Consider the following 24,400-nt stretch of genomic DNA (forward strand, 5'->3'; position numbering starts at 1 on the left):
CACACGCATTATTGCGTGTGTGTTTTGAACGTTTGATTAGGGTGTAAATCCGTATGTACATGACAAATTACATTTAAGAGCCTGTCCAGTTCTTGGCTACAATCCACTGTTTTTTGAGAAGTCATTCCATAGCGTTCAGCAAAATAAATCATTTTTTCACGTTTTTTTTCAATCGCTTGCTCAAACATTGAAATCGGCTCCATCTCTAAATGAAATTTTTAGTATATATGTAGTACATATTATACAAAAACTTCATAAAAAAGAAATGCATTCGCTAAAAAAAGTAAAATTTCTACATTTTATGCCAAATGATAAAGGAGTAACGAATCGGATATGAGAAGAATATTGTAAAAATTAGCGTGCATGAGAAGGTTTTTTTCTTGCGGATGCGAATACAATTAAAGTGTATGAGTTGTAGGATGGAGAGTGGAAATATTGCGTTTTGTAACGGCGAAAAAAGAAGAAAAGGTATTTGTAGGTATTGTGGATGAAGAAGAAGAAAAGGTATTACACTTAAGAGAAGCGCAAAGACAAAAAGGGGAAAAGGTTACAATCCCTATTACAATGCTAGAGTGTATTGAAAGAGGGACTGAATGCTTTGAGAAAGTATGTGAAATTGTAAATTGGGCAAAAGAGAACGGGGAAGCGGCGTATTATCCGTTAACAGAGGTGAAAATATTAGCACCGATTCCAAGGCCAAGAAAGAATATTTTGTGCGTTGGAAAAAACTATCGTGAGCATGTGGTAGAAATGGGCGGAGTAGAGTCTATTCCAGAAAATATAATGATCTTTACGAAAGCACCAACAACAGTTATTGGCATAAATGAGCAAATTAATGGTCACCCTCATGCAACGGACGAACTAGATTACGAAGGAGAATTAGCTATCATTATTGGTAAGCGAGGGAAACAAATTAAAAAAGAAAAAGCGCTTGAGCATGTTTTTGGTTATACGATTATCAATGATGTAACAGCTCGAGACATTCAAAGAAAACATAAACAGTTTTTCCTTGGGAAAAGCTTCGATACATTTTGTCCGATGGGACCGTATTTAATTCATAAATCGGTGGTTAATGCGCCGAATTCATTACACATTGAAACGGTAGTAAATGGAGAAGTAAGGCAAACTTCCAACACAAATAAAATGATTTTTCCAATAGAAGAAATTATTTCAACGATAAGTAAAGGAATGACTTTAGAACCAGGCGATATTATCGCAACAGGAACCCCGGCTGGTGTCGGAAAAGGTTTCACGCCACCAAAGTTTTTACATGCTGGTGATGAAGTGGTTATTACAGTAGAAGGAATTGGTACTTTGCGAAATGTAGTGAAGTGAAGAAAAGAGCTATCTTGTTAAAAGATAGCTCTTTTTTATGGCCTTGGGTTATAGAGGTAATCGATAACGGAAAAAGTGTAAAGACCAATGAATGCAAGTGTACAAATGCCAAATAGTATAACCGTAAGTGCGCTTTTTTCTCGTCCAAAACCAATGATAGTAAGAATAACAGCAGTCCAAAATGATGCTTTCAGTAGTGTGAATGTAGTAGAAGTTGAGTAGTGAGTAAGCCATGTTGTGGAAAGTAGGAAGCCAAAGAATGTAACTAAAATAAAAGATGTAGCTAAATAGTTAATATGTTTACCATATCTTAATAGCATATCGCACCTCCTTTACGATTTTAAAATACAGAAAATTACAATTTTATCTTAATATAAATGAATATAAAAAGAAAGAGGTTGTCCCAATATGTCGGACAACCTCTCTATCATTACGATAATACAGCTTTAATTTTTTGGAATGCCCACTCTAAATCTTCTTCAGAGATTACTAGAGGTGGTGCGATACGAATTACGTTTTCATGTGTTTCTTTACATAGTAGACCAGCTGCTTTTAGTTGTTCACAGTAAGGACGAGCTGGTTCGTTTAATTCGATACCGATGAATAAACCTTTACCGCGAACTTCAGTGATCATTGGGTTATCAATTTCTTTTAATTGCCCAACTAATTTTTCTCCTAATTGAAGAGAACGCTCTGTTAATTTTTCTTCTTCTAACACTTCAAGAGCTGCGATAGACACAGCACATGCAAGTGGATTACCACCGAATGTAGAACCGTGAGAACCTGGCTCAAATACACCTAAAATGTCACAGTTTGCTGCAACGCAAGAGATCGGGAACACGCCGCCGCCAAGCGCTTTGCCAAGTATGTACATGTCAGGAGTTACATCGTCCCAGTCACAAGCGAATACTTTACCAGTACGGCCTAAGCCAGTTTGGATTTCATCTGCTACGAATAAAACGTTTTCTTTTTTACATACTTCAAAAGCTTCTTTTAAGTAACCAGCTGGTGGGATGTTAATTCCTGCTTCACCTTGAATTGGCTCTAAAATGAATGCTGCTGTGTTTGGTGTAATTGCAGCTTTTAACGCTTCTAAATCACCGTAAGGAATTACAACGATGCCAGGAAGCATTGGACCGAATCCACGCTTGTATTCTTCATTTGAAGACATAGAAACAGAACCCATTGTACGTCCGTGGAAGTTATCTTCACAAACGATGATTTCAGCACGGTTTGCTTCTACTTTCTTCACATCATAAGCCCAGCGACGAACTGTTTTAATTGCAGTTTCAACAGCTTCAGCACCTGTATTCATTGGAAGTACCATTTCTTTATTAGTTAGTTTCGCAACTTTTTCGTACCAAGGACCTAATTGATCGCTATGGAAAGCACGAGAAGTTAACGTAACACGATTAGCTTGGTCAATTAAAGCGTTAATAATTTTCGGGTGACGATGACCTTGGTTTACTGCAGAATATGCACTTAATAAGTCCATATAGCGGTTTCCTTCAGGATCTTCTACCCAAACACCTTCTGCTTTAGAAATAACGATTGGAAGTGGGTGATAGTTATTTGCTCCGTATGTGTCTGTAAGTTCGATAATATCCTTAGTTTGAATCATGATTGTTCCCCCTTTTGTTATTACAAGAAGTTTGTAAATACTCTAAATATTATATCATTTAAATGTAAAAAAGCGAAACATTTCCTGAAAATAAATGAACATGTTATCATATAGAGTGAAAAAGTGTGAAAAGAGGAGGTAAGGGATACGATGGTACATATGCATATTACAGCATGGGCGTTAGGTTTAATTTTATTCTTCGTTGCGTATTCACTTTATTCAGCAGGAAGAAAAGGTAAAGGTGTACATATGGGGCTTCGCCTAATGTATATTATCATTATTGTGACAGGTTTCATGTTGTACATGGGTATTATGAAGACTGCAACAAGTAACATGCACATGTGGTATGGTTTAAAAATGATAGCTGGTATTTTAGTTATCGGTGGAATGGAAATGGTTCTTGTGAAAATGAGCAAGAACAAAGCAACAGGGGCAGTTTGGGGGCTATTTATTGTTGCACTAGTAGCAGTATTTTACCTTGGACTGAAATTACCGATTGGCTGGCAAGTATTCTAATAAAAAATAAAACCACCTTATAATCTCAAAGACTTGGGAGATAAGGTGGTTTTTTACGTTATCCCGTAAACACCAGATTGGTGAAGGTTAATAATTAGTGGGGGTTGCCCCACTAATTAAAGTTTTACTTTATGTCGCATCAATATGCAACTCTTCTCCGTTTACTTTTGTAAAACGGAACATATTTTTATTTGATGTAGTGTGACGAACGAAATGATGCTGCAGTGTACAAATCATTTCTTCGTTATCAAACAAAAGAATATTTACTCCTTCGCGTGACTCCTCTTTCGGTAAGAAAGATAAATAATTATGACAATACATGCAATCATATAAAGAGTAGTGAAGTGATTGCAATGATTCCGTTAATAATGTGAAGACAGAGTCAGGTAATTCCTCCAGCCATTCATTATAGCTAAGAAGTAACTTTTTTCGAATACGTATCATTTCACCGTTTTGCAAATGGTGTTGCTCGTTGGCGATTTGTAATACATCTTGTTCATAGAAACGGGCTGGTAGCCAATTGTTATTATACAAAATTTCAAACCCATCTTCGGCAATATCTTCTAATAAAAACGCTTCATCATTTTCATCATCAAAGAATACCCACTCATTGTTTATATATTCTACATTACCGACTGTATGAGCACGGGGTTGATTATATAAAATATGTTTACGTTGTATCATACACGATTTCTCCTTTATGAAAAGTAGTTATTTCTGTTATAGACAGTTCGTGCATTCTTTATAACTAGACACATCTAGACATAGGTGGGCATACAATAAAACACGTTTTACTGAGTGAAAATGCTATTCCATATGTGGATAGTAGGTTATCGTCAAGTTTTTCATTTTTTAATCCGCACTCTTAGGGTGGGGATTACTGCACGTTCAAGAAAAGAAATAAGATGGAAGGATGATTTATATGTGCGGGATTACAGGATGGGTGGATTATAAACGCTCATTAGAAGGAGAGCGGGACGTCGTTACGAAAATGGCTGAGACGTTAGCGAAGCGGGGGCCGGATGATAATAAAGTTTGGATTAAAGGCAATGTCGCATTTGGGCATAAACGTTTAATCGTTGTGGACCCTGAGGGCGGTAAACAACCGATGACTTGTTTAAAAGATGAAACGAATTACGCCATTTGCTATAACGGTGAACTTTATAACACAGAAGACATTCGAAAGGAATTATTAAGAAGAGGATATACGTTCAAAGGTCATTCTGATACAGAAGTATTATTAGCTTCTTATATTGAATGGAAAGAAGAATGTGTCAGTCATTTAAACGGTATATATGCGTTTGCAGTATGGGACGAACAGAAAGAACAAGTATTTATTGCGAGAGATCGATTAGGTGTAAAGCCACTTTTTTATAAATATGATAGCGGACGCTTACTATTTGGTTCGGAGTTAAAAGCGATATTGTCGCATCCAGATGTGAAGGCGGAAGTAACATTAGAAGGGTTATCAGAAATATTCGGACTCGGACCGTCAAGAACGCCTGGCCACGGTATTTATGCTGGTATAAAAGAATTACGTCCAGGTCATGCGATGACATTTTCAAAGAACGGTTTGTGTATATGGAGATATTGGAATGTAGAAAGTAAAAAACATGAAGACTCCTTTGAAGAAACAGTAGAGAAAACGCGCTTTTTACTACAAGATGCCATTACAAGACAGCTTGTTTCTGATGTACCACTATGTACCTTTTTATCAGGTGGTGTAGATTCGAGCGCTATTACAGCTATTGCGGCGAAAGAATACGAGAGATCAGGAAAAGGACAATTACACACGTATTCAATTGATTACGAAGATAATGACAAATATTTTAAAGCGAATGCGTTTCAGCCAAATTCAGATGCTCCGTTTATTAATTTGATGACAGAGACGTTTCAAACAACCCATCATCGTTGCGTCATTTCGAATGAAAAACTAGCAGAGTATTTAACGGAGGCGGTACTCGTTCGTGATTTGCCTGGTATGGCAGATATCGATTCGTCATTATTATGGTTTTGCCGCGAAATTAAACAAGATTTTGTCGTCGGCTTATCTGGAGAATGTGCAGATGAAATATTTGGTGGATATCCGTGGTTTTATAGAGAAGATGATCTACAATCGAGTGCATTTCCGTGGATGCGCTCTACAGAAGCGCGTGAACAACTTCTAAAAAAAGAATGGAGAAATAAATTAAATTTACAACAATATGTACAAAGGCGCTATGAAGAGTCGATTCAAGAAGTTCCTATTTTAGAGGGAGAAAGTCCGCTAGAAGCAAAAAGACGCCAATTATTTTATTTAAATATGGTATGGTTTATGACAACATTATTAGACAGAAAAGACCGCATGAGTATGGGGGCAAGCTTAGAAGTACGTGTTCCATTTGCGGATCATCGTCTTGTCGAATATGCGTGGAATATTCCTTGGGAAATGAAAATGTATAAAAACCGCGAAAAAGGTCTATTACGTAAAGCGTTAGAAGATGTACTTCCACATGACATCTTATATAGAAAGAAGAGTCCTTATCCGAAAACTCACAATCCACACTATACAAAAGCAGTAACAGTATGGCTTCAAAGTTTATTAACGGATAAAGGTTCAATTTTACACGAACTGTTTGATAAAGAGCAGTTGAACGAATTGATTCAGTCTGGCGGCAGTGCATTTCAAACACCATGGTTTGGTCAATTGATGACTGGGCCGCAGCTTTTAGCTCATTTAGCACAAATTCACATTTGGTTTAAAGAATATGGGGTAAATATTAAGGAATAACGGAAAAGCGGCTTACAATTATGTAAGTCGCTTTTTATTAAAGAAATTGTCATATAAAATTCAAGATTACCTTGTAAATAATATTTAATTATAATTATTATTTTGACGTACTTATTATTACTTGTTATAATTGGAAACAAACGTTCTGAAAAGGATTCTCATTTATAAAATTGAGGTGTTATATAGATGACAAAGAAAAAAATAGGTTTACTCGTAATGGCGTATGGAACACCGGAATCATTAGACGATGTAGAGGGATATTATACACATATCCGTCACGGGCGTAAGCCATCAGAAGAAGCGCTTGAAGATTTAATTGGGCGCTATAAAGCGATTGGTGGAATTTCGCCACTTGCAAAAATTACGAAAGAACAGGCGCATAAATTAACAGATTCAATGAATAACATATTTATAGAGTATGAATTTACTTGTTACTTAGGTTTAAAACATATAGCTCCATTTATAGAAGATGCAGTAGAAGAGATGAAGCGTGATAAGATTGGGCAAGCGATTAGTATCGTATTAGCGCCGCATTATTCTACATTTAGCATTAAAGCGTATAATGACCGTGCTATTCGTCTTTCAAAAGAAATCGGTGGTCCTGTTATTGAACCAATTGAACAATGGTATGATGAACCGAAATTTATTTCGTATTGGGCAGACCAAATAAAAGAAACGTTTAAAGAAATTGATGATAAAGAGAAAGCAGTCGTAATTTTTTCAGCACATAGTTTGCCAGAAAAAATTATTGCAGCAGGAGACCCATATGTAGAACAACTAAAGCATACGGCAGATTTAATTGCAGAAGCTGCAAATATTCAAAACTATACAATCGGTTGGCAAAGTGCTGGGAATACTCCAGATCCGTGGATTGGTCCAGATGTGCAAGATTTAACGAAAGATTTATATGAAGAGCATGGGTACGAATATTTCATATATTGCCCAGTTGGTTTTGTAGCGGAGCATTTAGAAGTTTTATATGACAACGATTATGAATGTAAAGTTGTAACGGATGAATTAAATGCCAAATATTTTAGACCAAATATGCCGAATGCGCAATCGGCATTTATCGACTGTTTGGCTGAAATTGTTTCCAAAAAAGTGAAGGAAATAGTTGACAAAGATTTAGTTTTGAATAATAATTAATTTATAATAATTTTAAATAAATAATAATTACTATGAAAGAAAGAGGAGGATCCCCCTAGATGAATCCAAATAATCGCTTAACAACAAACCAAGGTGCTCCAGTTGGAGACAACCAAAATTCTCGTACAGCTGGTCGTCGTGGACCGGTATTATTAGAAGACTATCATTTAGTAGAAAAACTTGCACACTTTGATCGTGAACGTATTCCGGAGCGTGTTGTACATGCACGTGGTGCAGGTGCTCACGGTGTATTCGTAACGAAAAATAGTATGAAGCCATATACGAAAGCTGCATTTTTACAAAATGAAGGAACTGAAACACCTGTATTTGTTCGTTTTTCAACGGTTATTCATGGTCAAGGTTCTCCTGAAACAGCACGTGACCCACGTGGGTTCGCTGTTAAATTTTATACAGAAGAAGGAAACTACGATATCGTAGGTAATCATTTACCAGTTTTCTTCATTCGTGATGCAATTAAATTCCCTGATATGGTACATTCTTTAAAACCAGCACCTGATACGAATATTCAAACGCCAGATCGTTACTGGGATTTCATGACGTTAAGTCCGGAATCTACACATATGATGACATGGGTATTTTCTGATTACGGTACACCAGCAAGTTATCGTGAAATGGAAGGTTTCGGCGTCCATTCATTTAAATGGATTAATGAAGAAGGTAAAATTGTTTATATTAAATACCACTGGAAACCACAGCAAGGTGTACGTAACTTAAATGCGAAAGAAGTGCAAGAGGTACAAGGGAAAGACTTCAATCATGCTACTCGTGACTTGTTCGACGCGATCGAAAAAGGAAATCACCCGAAATGGGATTTACACGTACAAGTTATGCAATTAGATGAAATGGATTCTTTAGACTTTGATCCACTAGATCCAACGAAAGTATGGCCAGAAGATCTCTTCCCGTTAATTGAAGTAGGGACAATGACATTAAATCGTAATCCGAAAAACTTCTTTGCAGAAGTAGAACAAGTAGCGTTCTCTCCAAGTGCAACTGTAAATGGTATTGAGCCATCGGAAGATAAATTATTACAAGGTCGTTTATTCTCTTACCCAGATACACAACGTTATCGTCTTGGTGCAAATTACTTGCAAATTCCTGTAAACTGCCCATACGCAGCTGTTCATAATCAACAACGTGATGGTGCGATGCAAGTGAATCAAAACCCATCTACAATCAACTATGAACCTAGTCGTCATGCTGAAAATCCAGTTGAAGACAAAGCTTACCGCGATTCAACTATGAAAGTAGAAGGCTATGTATCTCGTGAAAAAATTGAGAAACCAAATGACTTCAAACAAGCAGGTGAGCGTTACCGTTCATTCTCTATAGAAGAGCAAGATAACTTAATTGCAAACTTAACAAATGATCTAAAAGATGTAAATGAACGCACAAAATTATTAGCTGTTTGTAACTTCTTCCGTGCAGATCAAGAATACGGTATGCGTTTAGCGCAGGCATTAAATGTTGATATTACGCAATATGTAGGAAATGCTCCGAAATAAATAGGAAAAGACGACCGGGCTTCGGTCGTCTTTTTTGTGTGTAAATTTATGCCGGGGTATTTTTCATCTTCTTCATGTCGGAATTTGTTGGTAAATTGATATGTTGTGTCGAACCGTTGATATATTGAAAGAAACAATCGATATATTTGAAAAAACGTTGATATATCCAAAAAAACGTTGATATATTTACAGTTATACTAGGTGGGGTATGTTGCCTCGTGCGCAAAAAAAGGGATGCAATCTATTAGTAATAGATTGCATCCCTTTTTAGTTTGCTCGCTCTGCATGTTCATAAGCCTTCTCACCATGCATTGAAATATCAAGACCCATGTGTTCTTCGTGTTCATCTACTCGAACAGGGAGGAAGAAGTTGATCGCTTTAATAATGGCATACGTCATGATGATTGTGAATGCATATGTTGCGCCAATCGCTATAAGTTGTTTAAACAGTAACGCGGCGTTTCCGTAAAACAATCCGTTCGCACCATCCCCGTTTACGGTAGTAGTTGCAAATAGTCCTGTTGCAATACCGCCCCAAGTTCCTCCGATGCCGTGGCATCCAAAGGCATCAAGTGTATCGTCATACCCAAATTTTGTTTTTAAGAAGAAAACGGCGCCGAAGCATAATATGCCACCAATTGCTCCGATAAGAAGGGCGGAGAAAGGTGTAACGAACCCGCAAGCTGGTGTAATAGCGACTAGACCAGAAACAACTCCGCAAGCAGCTCCCATCGCGGTCGGTTTTGATTGGAAGAACCATTCAGAAAGCATCCAAGTTAGAGCGGAGGCAGCAGCGGCTATATTTGTATTAATAAATGCAGTTAAAGCTACGTCGTTTAAGGATAATGCGCTGCCGACGTTAAAACCGAACCAGCCAAACCATAATAAGCCTGCGCCTAACATTGTAAATGGCAAATGGTGGGGAGAAGAACCATTTATGTTTTTTCGTTTTCCAAGGAAAATAGCTAATACAAGACCAGCAACTCCGGAAGTGATGTGAACGACGTTTCCGCCAGCGAAGTCTAGTGCACCAAGTTCCCTTAGCCACCCGCCGACGCCCCATACCCAATGAGCGACAGGATTGTAAACGATCGTTGTCCATAGAAGGATAAAAATAAGAAAGGCAGAAAATCGCATTCTTTCAGCGAATGCACCTGAAATTAAAGCTGGAGTTAAAATGGCGAACATGAGTTGAAACATCATGAATAAATTGTGAGGAATAGTAGATGAGTAGTCTGGATTTGGTGCGTAGGTAACTCCGTTTAGACCGAACCAATCAAGTGTACCGATAAGCCCGTGCCAATCTGGTCCGAATGATAAAGAATAGCCGATAACAATCCATTGAATCGAAACGATAGCCATTGCGCTATAACTATGCATCGTTGTGCTGAGTACATTTTTGCTGCGAACCATACCTCCATAAAAAAGTGCCAATCCTGGTGTCATCAACATGACCATTACTGTCGTCACAAACATAAAAACTGTATCTCCCATATCCATGATCTCTCCTCCTGTAATGTTAGAAAAAATAACATATATTTGTTATGTTTCATATCATATTCGAAATTAAACTAAAAATCAACTAAAAATTCAGGAAATTATATGCATGATGTCATAAAACCTAACATGAATTATTTTATGAGGATTAAAATCGACATATGCGTTTCATTCGGATAATTGGTATAATATTCTTACAATTAAAAAGCTTGGGGGATGCGTGTGGGAAAAATACGGACTAGGAAACTATTCATTTGTTTTTGCTTAGCTGTTGTTTTGTTTGTACCAATACATACTTTTGCAGACGAAAAAAGAGAGTGGCGAGATGAAGTTATATACTCCATTATGATTGATCGCTTCAATAATGGAGAACCGAAAAATGACAAACAGTTAGAAGTTGGTAATTTAGAAGGGTATCAAGGAGGGGATATAAGAGGAATTATAAAAAGGTTGGATTACATAAAAGAAATGGGTTTTACTACCGTTATGCTTTCGCCACTTTTTGAAAGTGGAAAGTACGATGGATTAGACGTGCGAAATTTTAAAAAGGTAAATGAACATTTCGGGACAGACAATGATGTGAAAGAACTTGTAAAAGAAGTTCATGCAAAAGGAATGAAAGTTGTATTTCAATTTCCACTTGGAGAAAACGAACAACAGGTAATTGACGCAATGAAATGGTGGATAAAAGAAGTTGATTTAGACGGAAGTTATGTTATACATAGTGAAAAAAAGCCGCGTTCCTTTTGGGATAACGCGCAAAAAGATATGCAAGTGATAAAGAAAGATTTTCGTATTATGACAAAGGAGGATAGCGAATACAACGAAAAAATAGTAGAATCGTTTTCTAAAGCAGATGTATCGGTGAAATCGTTATACGATGTGAGTAAAAAAGAAGGGGAATTTGTTACGTTTTTAGATGATCAAGAAACAAAAAGATATGCGCGTATTGCAAAAGAAAATATGTATTATCCGCCATCACGTTTAAAACTGGCGCTTACATATTTGTTAACATCACCTGGAATTCCGAATTTTTATTACGGAACTGAAATTGCATTAGATGGAGGAAGTGTACCCGATAATAGACGATTAATGGATTTTAAGTCAGACGAAAAATTTATGCAGCACATAACAAAACTAGGTGAACTTAGACAGGCGAGACCGTCTTTACGACGCGGTACGTTTGAGCTACTGTATGATAAGAGCGGTATGAGCATACTAAAACGAAAATATAAAAATGAAGTAACTTTAGTAGCAATTAATAATACGAAAGAAACACAAAAAGTCTCCTTACCTGCAAGTATGATTGGTGAAAAACAAGAGTTAAGAGGATTGTTAGAGGATGAAATTATAAGAGAGGAAGATGGGGAATTTTATCTCGTTTTAAAGCGTGAAGAATCAAACGTGTATAAAGTTAACGGAGAAACAGGTGTGAATTGGTTATTTATCTCCTTAATCGTTGGGGTGAATGTATTATTTATTGCGTTTTTAATTGCAGTTAAAAGGAAGCGTAGATAAGATGAGAAGTTGCTGGCTCTATGTTCATGTCTTCTTATTGTATATGTAAGTTTGTTCGGTGGCGCGATAGTGTTTATTCTGTTGATATGAAATTTCTTAAGAGAAACGATGTGAGAATGAAAACGTCCCTAGTGAGAGGAGGGCCAGGTTAGGAAGGGGATTTTCTTCCTAACCTGTTTTTTGTGTTAGCACCGATAGGGAAGAATCTTTGAAAAATCAATAATTGCAACTATATTAATTTTACATTACATTAAAAGTTAGAGAATACTCTTATACTAATACAGTGCTAAATAGTAGGTGGGAAAATGGAGTTTTACGATTTGGGTATTACCATTAAAGAGCTTAGAATTAAAAAAAATATATCACAATCCGAATTATGTCATGGAATATGTTCGCAAAGTCAAATTAGCAAAATAGAAAAAGGTGTGATTTATCCATCTAGTATATTGTTATATCAATTATCAGAAAGACTTGGTATTGACCCAAATAATATATTTGCATTAACTCAAAACAAAAAACTAAAATATGTAGAAAATGTAAAATGCGTAATAAAAGATTGCTTAAAGCAAAAACAATACAAAGAACTTTATGAAATAGTGAAAAAAGAGAAAAACGAAAATAACTTCCAATCAACAGAAGATAAACAATTTTTAATATGGCATGAAGCGATTGCTATATTTATGGTGGATAAATCAATAAAAACTGCTTTAGATTTTTTAAATAATGCATTAAAATTAACTGTAACTAATTCAGATTTTTTATCAGAAAGAGAAATAGATATTATGCAGACAATTGCTATATTCCATGGGGAAAATAAAGAATATGAAAAAAGTATTAATATATTAAGAAGGTGTTTAACTAATTTTAATAAGTTAGATTTTCCTAGAGATAAAGAAATTAAATTGAAAATTATTTTTAATTTAGCAAAAATTTTAGGTCATGCAAATCAACATGAAGAGGCAGTAAAATACAATGATATGGGTATCAAACTAGCTATTAATCTAAATACTTTATATTTACTAGGTGAATTATACTATGGAAAAGCTTGGAATTTATTGAAACTTAAACAACCTAATGAAGAAGATGTTGCAAATAACATGAAAAAAGCATTATTTATATTTGAACTAACAGAAAAAGAAAATCTGATAAAAATGGTTAAAGAAAAATATTTTGAAAACCAAACTGAAAAAAGTCACTCATAATTCATTTGGAAATCACTTGAAATATAATAAAACCTACAGGGAAAATCCCTGTAGGTTCTAAACTTATAAACTTTCTTCTAAAATATTAGTGTTTAATATAAATTTTTGAATAAGAGTTTACTTAGTGTACTTTTTATTTTGAAGTCTGCATCTTTATTAACGATGTATGCTTCTTTTTAAATCCATCCGAATATTATTGGTTCAAGTCGGAGGAAGGCACTTTGAGGTGTCTTTTTTTATGACCTTTATCATTAACTATTTAATGTTTTTTTAAATGATTACATGACATATTTTTTTTGTACCAAGCTTTGTTGATACAGTTAGACTTATCCGTTAGTGTATTCGTATTATTAGAACATCCTACAGTATTTAGGGAGAATGTGGCCAATAAAAACCATAATATTAATTTCTTCAAATAACCACTTCTAACTCTTTTTTAATTAACATTTTTTAAGATCCTTACTAATTTTACATTACATTAAAGGTCGGGAAATATTCTTATACTCATAAATTGTTACGTTTTGGCGTGGAGAGGAATTATGAGTTACAGCGATTTTTAAGATGACTTTGGTCTAGGATGTAGTTACTAAGAAAAGTAATTCAAATCGAAGGGAAAACGTCTTAAGGTGTCTTTTCCTTATTTTCAATTTACTTAGCGATTTTTACCACACATACCCTTTTTCTATAGTTTGTTCTCGTAATATTGTCTCTACAAGACAAAAAAGAAAACTCCTCTAATTAAGAGGAGTTTTCTTTTTAGCGGTAGTTAATGAACTGTACGTCGATTGGTAAATCAGCGCTACGAACAGCTGCGATTACTGCTTGTAAGTCATCACGGCTTTTTGCTGTAACACGTACTTGATCATCTTGTACTTGTGTTTTTACTTTTAATTTCATTTCTTTAATGATATTGTTAATTTTTTTCGCGTTATCTTTATCGATACCTTGTTGAAGTGTTGCGCGTTGGCGAACAGTGTTGCCAGTTGCAGCTTCAACTTTTCCGTAATCTAAGTTCTTAATTGGAACGTTACGTTTTACAAGTTTAGAGATAAGAACGTCTTTTACTTGCTCTAATTTAAACTCGTCATCAGAAGTTAAAACAAGTACTTCTTTTTCTAATTTAATATCACTTTTACTTCCTTTAAAGTCATATCGGTTTTGGATTTCTTTTAATGCGATATTAATTGCGTTTGTTACTTCAGGTAATTCTACTTTCGAAACGATGTCAAAAGAACTATCTTTTGCCATAGTTAGCACCTCCAAATAAATTTTTAATCTTTTTATGTACTGTACATACTAAAGTATAGCTGAAAACGAGCTTAGACTTAAGTGTTTTCATACTTATAATCATGTAACCTCATTTTATTATAGTGAATTTTGGGCAGTTGGACAAATAAAGGAAAAATCGTGTTATAATTAACTTTTGTTTGGAATGATAAAAAGATAAAAAAGTTAATTTTATATATATAGAAGGGAATTAAAAAATATGTATTTGCAAATAGGATCGATTGAACAGGTAACTGTTTTACGCGAAACGGAAATCGGATATATGGTTGGGAATGAAGAAGAAGAAATTTTCCTACATAAAAACGAAGTGGCTGGAGAAATTGAAGAAGGCGATACGATTGATGTATTCTTATACCTTGATCACCAAAATCGTATTTCAGCAACAATGAAGGAACCAATTATTACAACTTATGATTGGAACTGGGTAAAGGTTGTAGAAGTTATTCCTAGTTTAGGTGTGTTTGTTGATATTGGTGTGTCAAAAGATATACTAATTCCAGCTGATGAGTTCCCGATTTATATGCCGGTATGGCCAGAAGTAGGCGACGAATTATATTGTACGTTAAAATTAACGAATCGTGATCGTTTAATTGCTCTTCCGGCAAGAGACAGTGATATGCAAGAAATTATCGTAGATGCAACGCCATCTATGCGTAATAAAAACGTAAACGGACGTGTATATCGTTCACTTCAAGTTGGTTCATTCATACTAACGGATGAGCATTTCCGTGCTTTCCTACACCATACAGAAAGAAAAGAACAAGTCCGCATCGGTCAGCGTGTAACGGGCCGTATTATTGACGTAAAAGATGACGGTACAATTAACATTTCACTTCTTCCTCGTAAAGAAGAAGGAATGGAAGATGATGCTGCGGTAATTTATGCATATATGGAAGAACGAGGCGGAGCAATGCCGTTTTGGGATAAGAGCCATCCAGAAGATATTAAAGAACGCTTTAACATGAGTAAAGCTGCATTTAAGCGCGCACTTGGTAAGTTGATGAAAGAAGAAAAGGTTTACCAAGAAGAAGGTTGGACTTACTTTAAGAAATAAGATGAAAGATTAAAAAGCACACCCTTATCTAAAAAGATAAGGGTGTGCTTTTTTTAATTTCCTTGCGGAGAAACAAGAGTAAATGTATCTTTCAAATCACTATCATTTATTTTAATATTTGCCTTTTTTAATTCCTCTTGTAACAATTTTTTGCTGAATACAGGATCAGCAGTACGTTCTTCCTCTAAGTTTTTGCGAATAGAGTTTTTTACCTCATCGTAAGGTTTTAAATCTTTTTTATCAGTTAATTTAATAACGTGATAACCGTTTGATGATTTTACGGGGTTGCTAATTTGCCCAACATTTAGTTTGTAGGCAGCCGTTTCGAATTCAGGAGCCATTGTACCTGAATTGAAGTATCCAAGGTCTCCGCCTTTATCTTTTGATAGTAGATCTTGTGATTCTTGTTTTGCTAATTCTTCAAATGAAGCACCGGCATCTAGTTTACTCTTTATTTCTTTCGCTTCATTTTCGTCACTTACTAAAATGTGACTCGCTTTAATTTCTGGCTTATAGTGGTCTTTTACGTCTTTCTCTGTAATGCTTTTCTTAATCGCTTCATTCATAGCAAGTTTGAACTTAATTTGATTTTTAAAATCCTCTTCATCTTTTAAACCATTATTTACTAATACTTTTTTGAATTGATCTCCATATTGTTTTTTTACTTTTTCTACTTCTTTATTTACCTCTTCATCAGGTACTTTATATTTTTTTGTGATGACGTCTTGTGCCATCATTTCGTATAGCATGTCTTTTCCGTAACGATCTTTCAATTGTTTTTCGAAGTTATCCTTTGTAATGGTCGAGTCTGTTGCTGTAGCGACTGTAGCTGAGCCATTTTTTTGTTCGCAAGCAGATAGCATCAATATACTTATTAGTGCAGTAATAATGAAAATATGTTTCCCTCTCATGCCAACACCTCATCCGAATATGTTATCGCTATTGTAGAATATAGAAGTGAACATGAAGTGAATTTTTAATGTTTTTTTCCTTTAAAATGTAAAAAAGTACATCAACATAATTGTTGATGTACGATGGAATCAAAGGTGATCGGTCTTTTTAGAGTATGCACGTTTACCTTGCTGAATATTTTTTTGCTCTTGCTCATTTTTTTGTGTGCGTTTTGCGTTATTATCGCGTGCTTTTTTGTCGTTATCACTCGTATGTGGCATATGTATCAACTCCATTTCTAAACGTTGTACGTTTATCATTTCCTTTTTCGTAAAGACTATGTATAGCGGTGCATTTATGAAGGGTAAAGGTGGATTCGAAATGGATTTGAAGTTGAATTATACTGAACTTATAAAGAAGTTAATCGTTGTAATCATCGCAGGTTTATTAAACGCGATTGGGATGAATTTATTTTTAACGCCAGCAAAAGTGTATGCGAGCGGCTTTGCTGGATTGTCTCAATTATTATCACAAATATTAGGTGATTTTTTATCGATTCACATATCTACGGGAGTATTGTTTAGCTTATTTAATATTCCTGTCGTTATTTTAGCGTGGAAAAAGGTTGGAAAGGCCTTCACCTTTTTTAGTTTTCTTTGTGTTATATTTATGACTCTGTTTCTAGAAATTATCCCTGTTAGAGCGGTTTCGAATGATATCATATTAAATGCGATTTTTGGCGGAATTATTTCGGCAATTGGAGTAGGGATTGCTTTAAAGTGGGGTGCTTCTACAGGCGGATTAGATATTATTGCCATGATTTTATCAAAAATAAAAGATAAGCCTGTCGGTACATACTTTTTCTTTTTTAATGCAATTATCATTATCGCTGCTGGCTATGTATATGGATGGGAAAAAGCGTTGTATACGCTAGTGACTTTATATGTGTCAACGAGAATTATTGATGCAATTCATACTCGTCATGTAAAGATTACAGCATTAATTGTTACGAAGAATGGGGCAGACGTAAGAAAGGCGATTCACTCGCGATTAGTAAGAGGGATTACAACGATACCAGCAACAGGTGCTTATACGAATGAAAATAAAGAAATGTTAATGATGGTTATTACCCGTTACGAGTTATACGAATTAGAGAGGATTATTAAACAAGTGGACCCAGGTGCATTTACAAATATACTGCAAACAGTTGGGGTGTTCGGATTGTTTCGGAAAGATTAAAGAGGACCAAAGTTGGTCCTCTTTTTTAATGTAAATTCGTAATGTTTTGCAATTGCTCTTGCATTTCACGGAGCTGAACTTTTTCAGCAGTTGAAGAGTTTGCGTAAGCGGATTGCAAAGCATTTTTTGCTCTATACACGAGATCTTGTTGCTCAGTACCGCTTGAACAAGATACGGCATTTTCAACAGCATCTCTAGCTTGTTGGAATAGTAAGTTCCCCATTTAAACCCCTCCAAAAGAAGAGTTACTTCTTGCTTTTTCTGCCTCAGCTAATGTACCTCTGTACGGGAATCTTGCATCATGCTTCATAACAGCATCGGCTCCTTGTTGGATAAAACGTTTTGATTTGTTCTTTTTACCCATTCGAAAAACCCCCTTTATTTAGCTGAAAACAATCGACGCGATGTCTCATGCGTCTACTTATAGTATGGACATTTGGCAGGAAACTATAAGTAGGGAATTTTTAGATTACAACCCAAGAACCTCTTCTAAATATAAAGCAATACCATCTTCTTCGTTCGTTAACGTCGTATGGTTTGCGAGTGATTTTAATTCAGGGATGGCATTTCCCATTGCAATGCCGTGACCAGCAAATTCAATCATTTCAAAATCATTATCTTCATCACCGAAAGCGATAATTCGCTCTTGTGGAATGTTGTAATGACTAGAGATTTTTTGTAATCCAACTGCTTTATTTAATCCACTTTTCACAATTTCAATAATCGGCCAAGGTGCGCCCCATTTTCTATGGTCGATTACTTCCGCATGCATATCCGTTAAATGTTGACGAATTGCAGTGGAATGCTCGTCATGTGCATCAATTAATAAGCAAGTTGGATGATCGTTTAAAATATTTAATAAGTCTCCCGTAAAAATCTTAGGAGAGCCGAATTCGAAAATATGTTTTTTATCTTCATCAATTTCACGAACATACACATCGTCCATTACTTCCGCGTATATATTTTTTACGCCGAAATCAAAGCAAGCTCGTACAATTTCTTGCGCTGTTGCTAGCTCAAGAGGAGAGTGGTGTGTTCCCCAGCTTGAATCAAGAGGATGATGTACGTAAGCACCGTTAAAGTTTACGATAGGTGTGTTAAGAGCAAGTTCTTTATAGTAATCATAACTAGCACGGAATGGACGTCCTGTTGAAATAACAACAATATGTCCCTGTTCCTTTGCTTTTGCAATTGTATGTTTCGTTCGAGTGGAAATTATTTTGTTGTCTGTTAATAAAGTACCGTCTAAGTCTAATGCGATTAAATGTTGTTTGTTCATAATTTCACCTCTTATAATAATTTTTTTGTATCTATCTGTATTTCCGTTTTTAATATGCAGAAATAAGAGGTTAGACTTGGTGAAATCACCATAGATGGAAATTTCACTATATATCCATCTTACGTCTCAAAGTGCTGTGGTGTCTACTATTTATCGTTGGAAATTAAGAGAAGTCAACATCTTTTTAGAAAGTTCAAACAATGTTTCTTTCATTATGTACAAATTGTGAAAAGGGTTACATTGCTCGTATAATGAGGCATATAATGAATATGTAATCTTCTCGTATATGTTTGACTCTCCTTTGAAACTAGCCTAGAGTAGGTTGGTTTCTTTTTTTCTACAAGTAGGAAAGAAATCCCTGCTTACGCTCGTGTCATTCATATATATGTACAAGAATGAGATGTAGTACTGTTTCCTAAACATGACAGAAAAGCTTTCTTTTAAAATGGATATACTAATGAGGCAAGACGTCATGGAAGGAGAATGAAGATGGGACAAAATCGCAGGTTTCGTTCTGGACAAAAAGCGCCGAATGATGGCATTTACGTAGAAATTGGTGAAACGGGAAGTATGGTGAAAGATCCGCAAATGGTGAAATTAACTGCCGGTGAAAAGTTTCCGGATAACACGAATCATAACCGCCAGTGGACATATAAAAGAAAACCGTAACAGGAGCCGCAATCGTTATTGCGGCTTTTTTGTCGTTACACATTGTAATTTCATTTACCGTATTTTTAGCAGTATAATGAATGCTCTCTTTTTCTTTTTCAAATAATAAGTTTGAAAATACATAGGCAAAATTATTGTATAAAAAAGTCAGTTGGCGTATAATCAAATCAAAGGTCAAAGAAAGTCAAACTTTTGGAGGGCTGTAAAGATGGACTTAAATCAAATGACAACAAAAACACAAGAGGCGATTATGAGTGCCCAATCTTTAGCGGTATCTCATCATCACCAAGAGGTGGATACTGTTCATCTATTACTTGCATTATTAGAAGAGCAAGATGGATTAGCAGTACGTATATTTCAAAAAATGAATGTTGATATAGAAGCATTAAAGCAAGGTGCAGAAAGTTTAATTAAAAAGAAACCTTCTGTAACGGGGAGCGGTGCAGAAGTTGGAAAATTGTATGTAACGAGCGCTCTGCAACAACTGCTTGTAAGAGCAGGGAAAGAAGCAGAAAAACTGCAGGATGATTACATTTCAGTAGAACATGTATTGCTTGCTTTTTCTGAAGAAAAAGGCGATATAAATCAATTATTTACAAGATTGCATATTACGAAAGATAACTTATTACAGTCTTTAATGACAGTTCGGGGGAATCAAAGAGTGACTAGTCAAAATCCAGAAGCAACTTATGAAGCGTTAGAAAAATATGGCCGTGATTTAGTGGCGGAAGTGAGAGCAGGGAAAATCGATCCTGTAATCGGCCGTGATAGTGAAATACGACGTGTAATCCGTATTCTTTCACGTAAAACGAAAAACAATCCGGTTTTAATTGGGGAGCCAGGTGTTGGTAAAACAGCAATCGTTGAAGGGCTAGCCCAGCGTATTGTGAAAAAGGATGTACCTGAAGGATTGAAAGATAGAACGATTTTTGCGTTAGATATGAGTGCACTCGTAGCTGGTGCGAAATTCCGTGGTGAGTTCGAAGAGCGGCTGCAAGCTGTATTAAATGAAATTAAAAAGAGTGAAGGACGCATTTTATTATTCATTGATGAACTTCATACAATAGTTGGAGCTGGTAAAACAGAAGGAGCCATGGATGCAGGAAATATGTTAAAACCGATGCTTGCGCGTGGTGAACTGCATTGTATCGGGGCGACGACGCTCGATGAATATCGCAAATATATTGAGAAAGATCCAGCGCTAGAAAGACGTTTCCAACAAGTATTAGCAGAAGAACCAACTGTTGAAGATACAATTTCAATTTTACGTGGATTAAAAGAACGCTTTGAAATTTATCACGGTGTAAATATTCATGACCGTGCGATTGTAGCAGCGTCAGTTTTATCAGATCGATATATTTCAGATCGATTCTTACCTGATAAAGCAATTGACCTTGTTGATGAAGCGTGTGCAACAATTCGTACAGAAATCGATTCTATGCCAACAGAATTAGATGAAGTAACGCGCCGCATTATGCAGCTGGAAATTGAAGAAGCGGCTCTTGGAAAAGAAACGGATCGTGGTAGCCAAGAGCGTCTAAAAACATTGCAACATGAATTATCGGATTTAAAAGAAGTTGCAAGTGGTATGAGAGCGAAATGGGAGAAAGAAAAAGAAGACATTCACAAAGTTCGTGACTTACGTGAACATTTAGAACGTCTGCGCCGTGAATTAGAAGAAGCAGAAGGTAATTACGATTTAAATAAAGCAGCCGAACTTCGTCACGGGAAAATTCCAGCAATTGAAAAAGAGTTAAAAGAAGCGGAAGAAATGGGTGCGCATAATAAACAAGAAAATCGTTTATTACGTGAGGAAGTAAGTGAAGAAGAAATTGCAGATATTGTTTCACGCTGGACTGGTATTCCTGTTGCTAAACTTGTTGAAGGCGAACGCGAGAAATTATTACGCTTAGAGCAAATCTTATCAGAGCGTGTCATTGGACAAGAGGAAGCAGTAAGCTTAGTGTCAGACGCGGTTCTTCGTGCTCGCGCTGGTATTAAAGATCCGAACCGCCCGATTGGTTCTTTCATCTTCTTAGGACCAACAGGTGTTGGTAAAACAGAACTTGCAAAAACGTTAGCACAGTCTTTATTCGATAGTGAAGAGCAAATGATTCGCATTGACATGTCTGAGTATATGGAGAAACACGCAGTGTCACGCTTAATTGGTGCACCTCCTGGATATGTAGGATATGAAGAAGGTGGTCAATTAACAGAAGCGGTAAGACGTAAACCATATTCCGTTGTTTTATTAGATGAAATTGAAAAAGCACATCCAGAAGTATTCAACATTTTATTACAAATGTTAGATGATGGACGCATTACAGATTCGCAAGGTCGTACAGTGGACTTTAAAAATACAGTTATTATTATGACTTCAAATATTGGATCTGCTCATTTACTAGATGGATTAGAAGAAGATGGTTCGATTAAAGAGGAATCAAGAGACCTTGTAATGGGGCAATTAAGAGGACATTTCCGCCCTGAATTTTTAAACCGTGTTGATGAAATTATTTTATTCAAACCTCTTACAACGAATGAAATTAAAGGCATTGTTGATAAAATTGTAAAAGAACTACAAGGTCGTCTAGCTGACCGTCACATTACAGTAGAATTAACAGATGCAGCAAAAGAATTTGTTGTAGAAGCTGGTTTCGACCCAATGTACGGAGCTCGTCCATTAAAACGATACGTACAACGTCAAGTGGAAACGAAATTAGCACGAGAATTAATTGCAGGAACAATTACTGACAATAGTCACGTAGTTGTTGATGTAGAAAATAACGAACTAGTCGTTCATGTGAAATAAAAATAAAAAAGAGTTCGGATAAAATCCGGACTCTTTTTTTAGTGTTGTTCTACTGGCTCGTTTGGAATTGCAGCTGAAATTGCTAGTACTAACACAGCAAGAACAACTGAGAAAATAGACGCTTGGTTAAAGTCGTATGTACCGCCAGTCATAGAGCCGATTACATAGCTCATCATATGTACAAGTAAGAACGACCAAATTAATGCCCAAATGAAACGCATATTTTACACCTCTATTCGTTCAATCTGTCCTTATTGTAACACAATTGAAAAAAGAATATAGAAAAATATTTGTAGATTTTTCAACGCAAATTTGCATTCCGTTCATACATTATAAAAGAGTGGTTTTATATGTTTAGAAAATAAGGCGGGGGAAAAATGAGTATTACGGAACGTTTTTTTTACTTAGAAAAAGAACCATGTGTCATTTATTTACCGGAGAAGCCAAATGGATTTTCTGTTATGCTCCTCGGTGATTATAACTACTTTATTGAGAATGGTACAAGTTTATGGACACAGCATGCGGGTAGATCTTATTTTTTACATGGCCTTATTGAGCAAGGCTACACGGTCTTTTCTTCTAATTTATACGGAAGACATTGGGGAAACGACCAATCTGTTCGTCTAGCAAAACGTTTATATGACGTTGTGTTGAGAAAAGAGACATTGAATGCGAAAATGCACATTATGGCAGATGGTATGGGAGCACTTGTAGCACTCGAAATGATGAACAAATACCCTGATTGTATACGCTCTGTCATTATGTTAAATCCGTGTTTAGATTTACCAGAATATGTGGAGTTTGAAAAAGAGCATAAGTTTTTTTACAAGAGACTCGTGAAGGAATTAAGTTTGGCGTATGATGCCAAAGAAGAAGAATTAGAATCAAAAATAAATAAGAAATCATTTACGCTTCTTCCATCTTGTGTACCGGTCAAAGTTTTCGTATCAACCCAAGAAAAAAGAGGAAGAAAACAGCAATTGCGTAAATATGAGAAAATGAGGCAATTCAATCAATGTGATACTTCTGTCTTGTTCCATCTGCAAGATGTGAAATATAAAATGGTTAGGCAAACGACCGATTTCTTTAAAAAATATGAAGAAGAATTGTGAAGCTCCCATATACATAAATGAGGAGCTATTTGTTTCAGAGGGAAAGGGTTGGTGGTATGGAACGCGTGCTGATAATAGGTGCACTTACGTTTGTAGGTTATCACCTTGTAAATAAAATGATTGAAGAAGAAGTGGAAGTATATGGTCTTGATTTTGATGAATTCGATAGTATGACCAAAATTAATGAAGAGAAGTTATTATTAATTGGGCGAAATGCATTATTTACGTATTATTCGATAAGAGATGAAGATGGATGGAGATCAGTAGAGGAAGAGAGCTTCGATACTGTTTACTTTTGCTTATATGAGCCAAATCAGCAAAGTGGATTTCGGAATGAAAGAGTCATATTACAATATTTAAAGCGAATCATAAGAATGTGTGAAGAACAAAAAGTGAAGTTAAATTTAATTTCTTCTATTGAAGTAGGTAGTACAGATGAATCAGAAAATAAGCGCCTATTTTTGAAAGTAGAAGAAGGATTGAAGAAAGGGAATTTACAATATAGTGTATTTCGAGTTCCTACATTATATGGACCGTGGCAACCATCTTTTATGATGTATCATCAGCTCATTTTATCAGAATTAGACGAGAAAGAGTGCCGTTGTACGAGTGAGGAAAAAGGAAGTGATTTACTTTACATTGAAGATGTATGTGAATACTTATGGGAACATGGAACGAGCGGGGCGCATCTTGGTATATACAATTTACTTAGTGGTAAACAGTCATTATGGGAAAAAGGTATGAATCTTTTACGCGCGGATGATAAAGTAAATCAAAATAATAACGAAGTAAGAGATGAGGCTATCGAAGTAATTTCGATAAAAAGAAATACTCCGTTAGAATATGGTTTAAATAAGCAACTGGCACACATGAAAAAATATAAAGAGTTATACGAAGAGTAGCACGCGTGTTACACTATTGTATGTGAA

General features: G+C 35.7%; 25 protein-coding genes. 13 read left to right on the plus strand and 12 right to left on the minus strand.

Annotated elements, in window-relative coordinates; genetic code table 11:
• Nucleotides 1-8: 8 nt before the first annotated feature.
• The gene (locus AXW78_RS05580; protein ID WP_000462841.1) at nt 9-188 is read right to left on the minus strand and encodes an aspartyl-phosphate phosphatase Spo0E family protein; all 180 of its coding nucleotides are present in this window, start codon (nt 186-188) and stop codon (nt 9-11) included.
• A 247-nt stretch (nt 189-435) separates the two neighbouring features.
• Here AXW78_RS05580 and AXW78_RS05585 point away from each other — a divergent pair, with 247 nt between their 5' ends.
• A complete protein-coding gene (locus AXW78_RS05585) occupies nt 436-1,335 on the plus strand; it encodes a fumarylacetoacetate hydrolase family protein (protein ID WP_061883889.1) in 900 nt (299 codons plus the stop codon).
• Between the two features lie 35 nt (nt 1,336-1,370).
• On the opposite strand, the gene AXW78_RS05590 is transcribed toward AXW78_RS05585, so the two are convergent.
• Both AXW78_RS05590 and rocD read right to left on the minus strand, forming a co-directional pair.
• Nucleotides 1,371-1,655 carry a hypothetical protein gene (locus tag AXW78_RS05590; RefSeq protein WP_000926865.1) on the minus strand — a complete coding sequence of 95 codons (285 nt, stop codon included), beginning with the start codon at nt 1,653-1,655 and terminating at the stop codon, nt 1,371-1,373.
• A gap of 110 nt (nt 1,656-1,765) precedes the next feature.
• Entirely contained in the window at nt 1,766-2,956 is a 1,191-nt protein-coding gene (gene rocD, locus AXW78_RS05595; RefSeq protein WP_061883890.1) for an ornithine aminotransferase, read from the minus strand.
• 150 nt (nt 2,957-3,106) lie between these two features.
• Between rocD and AXW78_RS05600 the strand changes: the two genes are divergently transcribed.
• A complete protein-coding gene (locus tag AXW78_RS05600) occupies nt 3,107-3,472 on the plus strand; it encodes a YisL family protein (protein ID WP_000233490.1) in 366 nt (121 codons plus the stop codon).
• 129 nt (nt 3,473-3,601) lie between these two features.
• On the opposite strand, the gene AXW78_RS05605 is transcribed toward AXW78_RS05600, so the two are convergent.
• Nucleotides 3,602-4,156 (minus strand): DUF2777 domain-containing protein, encoded by a 555-nt coding sequence (locus AXW78_RS05605; RefSeq protein WP_000616044.1) that lies wholly within the window; start codon nt 4,154-4,156, stop codon nt 3,602-3,604.
• Between the two features lie 238 nt (nt 4,157-4,394).
• On the opposite strand from AXW78_RS05605, the gene asnB reads away from it, so the two are divergent.
• The 3 genes from asnB (at nt 4,395) to katB (ending at nt 8,914) form a co-directional block, all read left to right on the plus strand.
• Nucleotides 4,395-6,242, plus strand: a complete 1,848-nt coding sequence (asnB, locus tag AXW78_RS05610) for an asparagine synthase (glutamine-hydrolyzing) (RefSeq protein ID WP_000334009.1) — start codon at nt 4,395-4,397, stop codon at nt 6,240-6,242.
• Between the two features lie 186 nt (nt 6,243-6,428).
• Nucleotides 6,429-7,388, plus strand: coding sequence for a ferrochelatase (hemH, locus tag AXW78_RS05615; RefSeq protein WP_000162631.1), 960 nt, complete (start codon nt 6,429-6,431; stop codon nt 7,386-7,388).
• Between the two features lie 59 nt (nt 7,389-7,447).
• Complete coding sequence (gene katB / locus AXW78_RS05620) at nt 7,448-8,914, plus strand: catalase KatB (protein ID WP_061883891.1); 1,467 nt, start codon at nt 7,448-7,450, stop codon at nt 8,912-8,914.
• A 267-nt stretch (nt 8,915-9,181) separates the two neighbouring features.
• Here katB and AXW78_RS05625 read toward each other — a convergent pair whose 3' ends face one another.
• Nucleotides 9,182-10,414: an ammonium transporter gene (locus tag AXW78_RS05625; protein WP_000367134.1), complete on the minus strand. Its 1,233-nt coding sequence runs from the start codon at nt 10,412-10,414 to the stop codon at nt 9,182-9,184.
• 213 nt (nt 10,415-10,627) lie between these two features.
• Between AXW78_RS05625 and AXW78_RS05630 the strand changes: the two genes are divergently transcribed.
• Together AXW78_RS05630 and AXW78_RS05635 are read left to right on the plus strand one after the other, a co-directional pair.
• Nucleotides 10,628-11,929, plus strand: a complete 1,302-nt coding sequence (locus AXW78_RS05630; RefSeq protein ID WP_050551991.1) for an alpha-amylase family glycosyl hydrolase — start codon at nt 10,628-10,630, stop codon at nt 11,927-11,929.
• Between the two features lie 305 nt (nt 11,930-12,234).
• Entirely contained in the window at nt 12,235-13,131 is an 897-nt protein-coding gene (locus AXW78_RS05635; RefSeq protein ID WP_000397889.1) for a helix-turn-helix domain-containing protein, read from the plus strand.
• Nucleotides 13,132-13,887: 756 nt separating this feature from the next.
• Here AXW78_RS05635 and AXW78_RS05640 read toward each other — a convergent pair.
• On the minus strand, nt 13,888-14,379 hold the full coding sequence (locus AXW78_RS05640) for a YajQ family cyclic di-GMP-binding protein (protein ID WP_001040149.1): 492 nt from the start codon (nt 14,377-14,379) through the stop codon (nt 13,888-13,890).
• Nucleotides 14,380-14,617: 238 nt separating this feature from the next.
• Here AXW78_RS05640 and AXW78_RS05645 point away from each other — a divergent pair, with 238 nt between their 5' ends.
• Entirely contained in the window at nt 14,618-15,472 is an 855-nt protein-coding gene (locus AXW78_RS05645) for a CvfB family protein (protein ID WP_000281260.1), read from the plus strand.
• A gap of 53 nt (nt 15,473-15,525) precedes the next feature.
• Here the strand turns inward: AXW78_RS05645 and prsA are convergent, their stop codons facing one another.
• A complete protein-coding gene (gene prsA, locus AXW78_RS05650; protein WP_061883892.1) occupies nt 15,526-16,383 on the minus strand; it encodes a peptidylprolyl isomerase PrsA in 858 nt (285 codons plus the stop codon).
• Between the two features lie 129 nt (nt 16,384-16,512).
• Entirely contained in the window at nt 16,513-16,644 is a 132-nt protein-coding gene (locus tag AXW78_RS31755; RefSeq protein ID WP_001120851.1) for a DUF3941 domain-containing protein, read from the minus strand.
• A gap of 100 nt (nt 16,645-16,744) precedes the next feature.
• Here AXW78_RS31755 and AXW78_RS05655 point away from each other — a divergent pair, with 100 nt between their 5' ends.
• Complete coding sequence (locus AXW78_RS05655; RefSeq protein ID WP_000364431.1) at nt 16,745-17,602, plus strand: YitT family protein; 858 nt, start codon at nt 16,745-16,747, stop codon at nt 17,600-17,602.
• 25 nt (nt 17,603-17,627) lie between these two features.
• Here AXW78_RS05655 and AXW78_RS05660 read toward each other — a convergent pair whose 3' ends face one another.
• The 3 genes from AXW78_RS05660 to AXW78_RS05670 all read right to left on the minus strand — a co-directional run bounded on the left by AXW78_RS05660 (nt 17,628) and on the right by AXW78_RS05670 (nt 18,881).
• Entirely contained in the window at nt 17,628-17,825 is a 198-nt protein-coding gene (locus AXW78_RS05660; protein ID WP_000527407.1) for a DUF3813 domain-containing protein, read from the minus strand.
• Nucleotides 17,826-17,966, minus strand: a complete 141-nt coding sequence (locus AXW78_RS05665) for a hypothetical protein (RefSeq protein ID WP_000516816.1) — start codon at nt 17,964-17,966, stop codon at nt 17,826-17,828. It lies immediately after the preceding gene.
• Between the two features lie 105 nt (nt 17,967-18,071).
• Entirely contained in the window at nt 18,072-18,881 is an 810-nt protein-coding gene (locus AXW78_RS05670; protein WP_001041231.1) for a Cof-type HAD-IIB family hydrolase, read from the minus strand.
• A 489-nt stretch (nt 18,882-19,370) separates the two neighbouring features.
• On the opposite strand from AXW78_RS05670, the gene AXW78_RS05675 reads away from it, so the two are divergent.
• Together AXW78_RS05675 and clpB are read left to right on the plus strand one after the other, a co-directional pair.
• A complete protein-coding gene (locus AXW78_RS05675; RefSeq protein WP_000531421.1) occupies nt 19,371-19,550 on the plus strand; it encodes a YjzC family protein in 180 nt (59 codons plus the stop codon).
• 208 nt (nt 19,551-19,758) lie between these two features.
• The gene (gene clpB, locus AXW78_RS05680; protein WP_061883893.1) at nt 19,759-22,359 is read left to right on the plus strand and encodes an ATP-dependent chaperone ClpB; all 2,601 of its coding nucleotides are present in this window, start codon (nt 19,759-19,761) and stop codon (nt 22,357-22,359) included.
• Nucleotides 22,360-22,397: 38 nt separating this feature from the next.
• On the opposite strand, the gene AXW78_RS05685 is transcribed toward clpB, so the two are convergent.
• On the minus strand, nt 22,398-22,580 hold the full coding sequence (locus tag AXW78_RS05685; protein ID WP_001211116.1) for a YjzD family protein: 183 nt from the start codon (nt 22,578-22,580) through the stop codon (nt 22,398-22,400).
• Between the two features lie 156 nt (nt 22,581-22,736).
• Here AXW78_RS05685 and AXW78_RS05690 point away from each other — a divergent pair, with 156 nt between their 5' ends.
• Together AXW78_RS05690 and AXW78_RS05695 are read left to right on the plus strand one after the other, a co-directional pair.
• Nucleotides 22,737-23,471, plus strand: a complete 735-nt coding sequence (locus AXW78_RS05690; RefSeq protein ID WP_000028710.1) for a lipase family protein — start codon at nt 22,737-22,739, stop codon at nt 23,469-23,471.
• Between the two features lie 29 nt (nt 23,472-23,500).
• On the plus strand, nt 23,501-24,373 hold the full coding sequence (locus AXW78_RS05695; protein ID WP_002163889.1) for an NAD-dependent epimerase/dehydratase family protein: 873 nt from the start codon (nt 23,501-23,503) through the stop codon (nt 24,371-24,373).
• Nucleotides 24,374-24,400: the final 27 nt, after the last annotated feature.

This window comes from Bacillus thuringiensis (assembly GCF_001595725.1).
Taxonomy (GTDB): domain Bacteria; phylum Bacillota; class Bacilli; order Bacillales; family Bacillaceae_G; genus Bacillus_A; species Bacillus_A thuringiensis_K.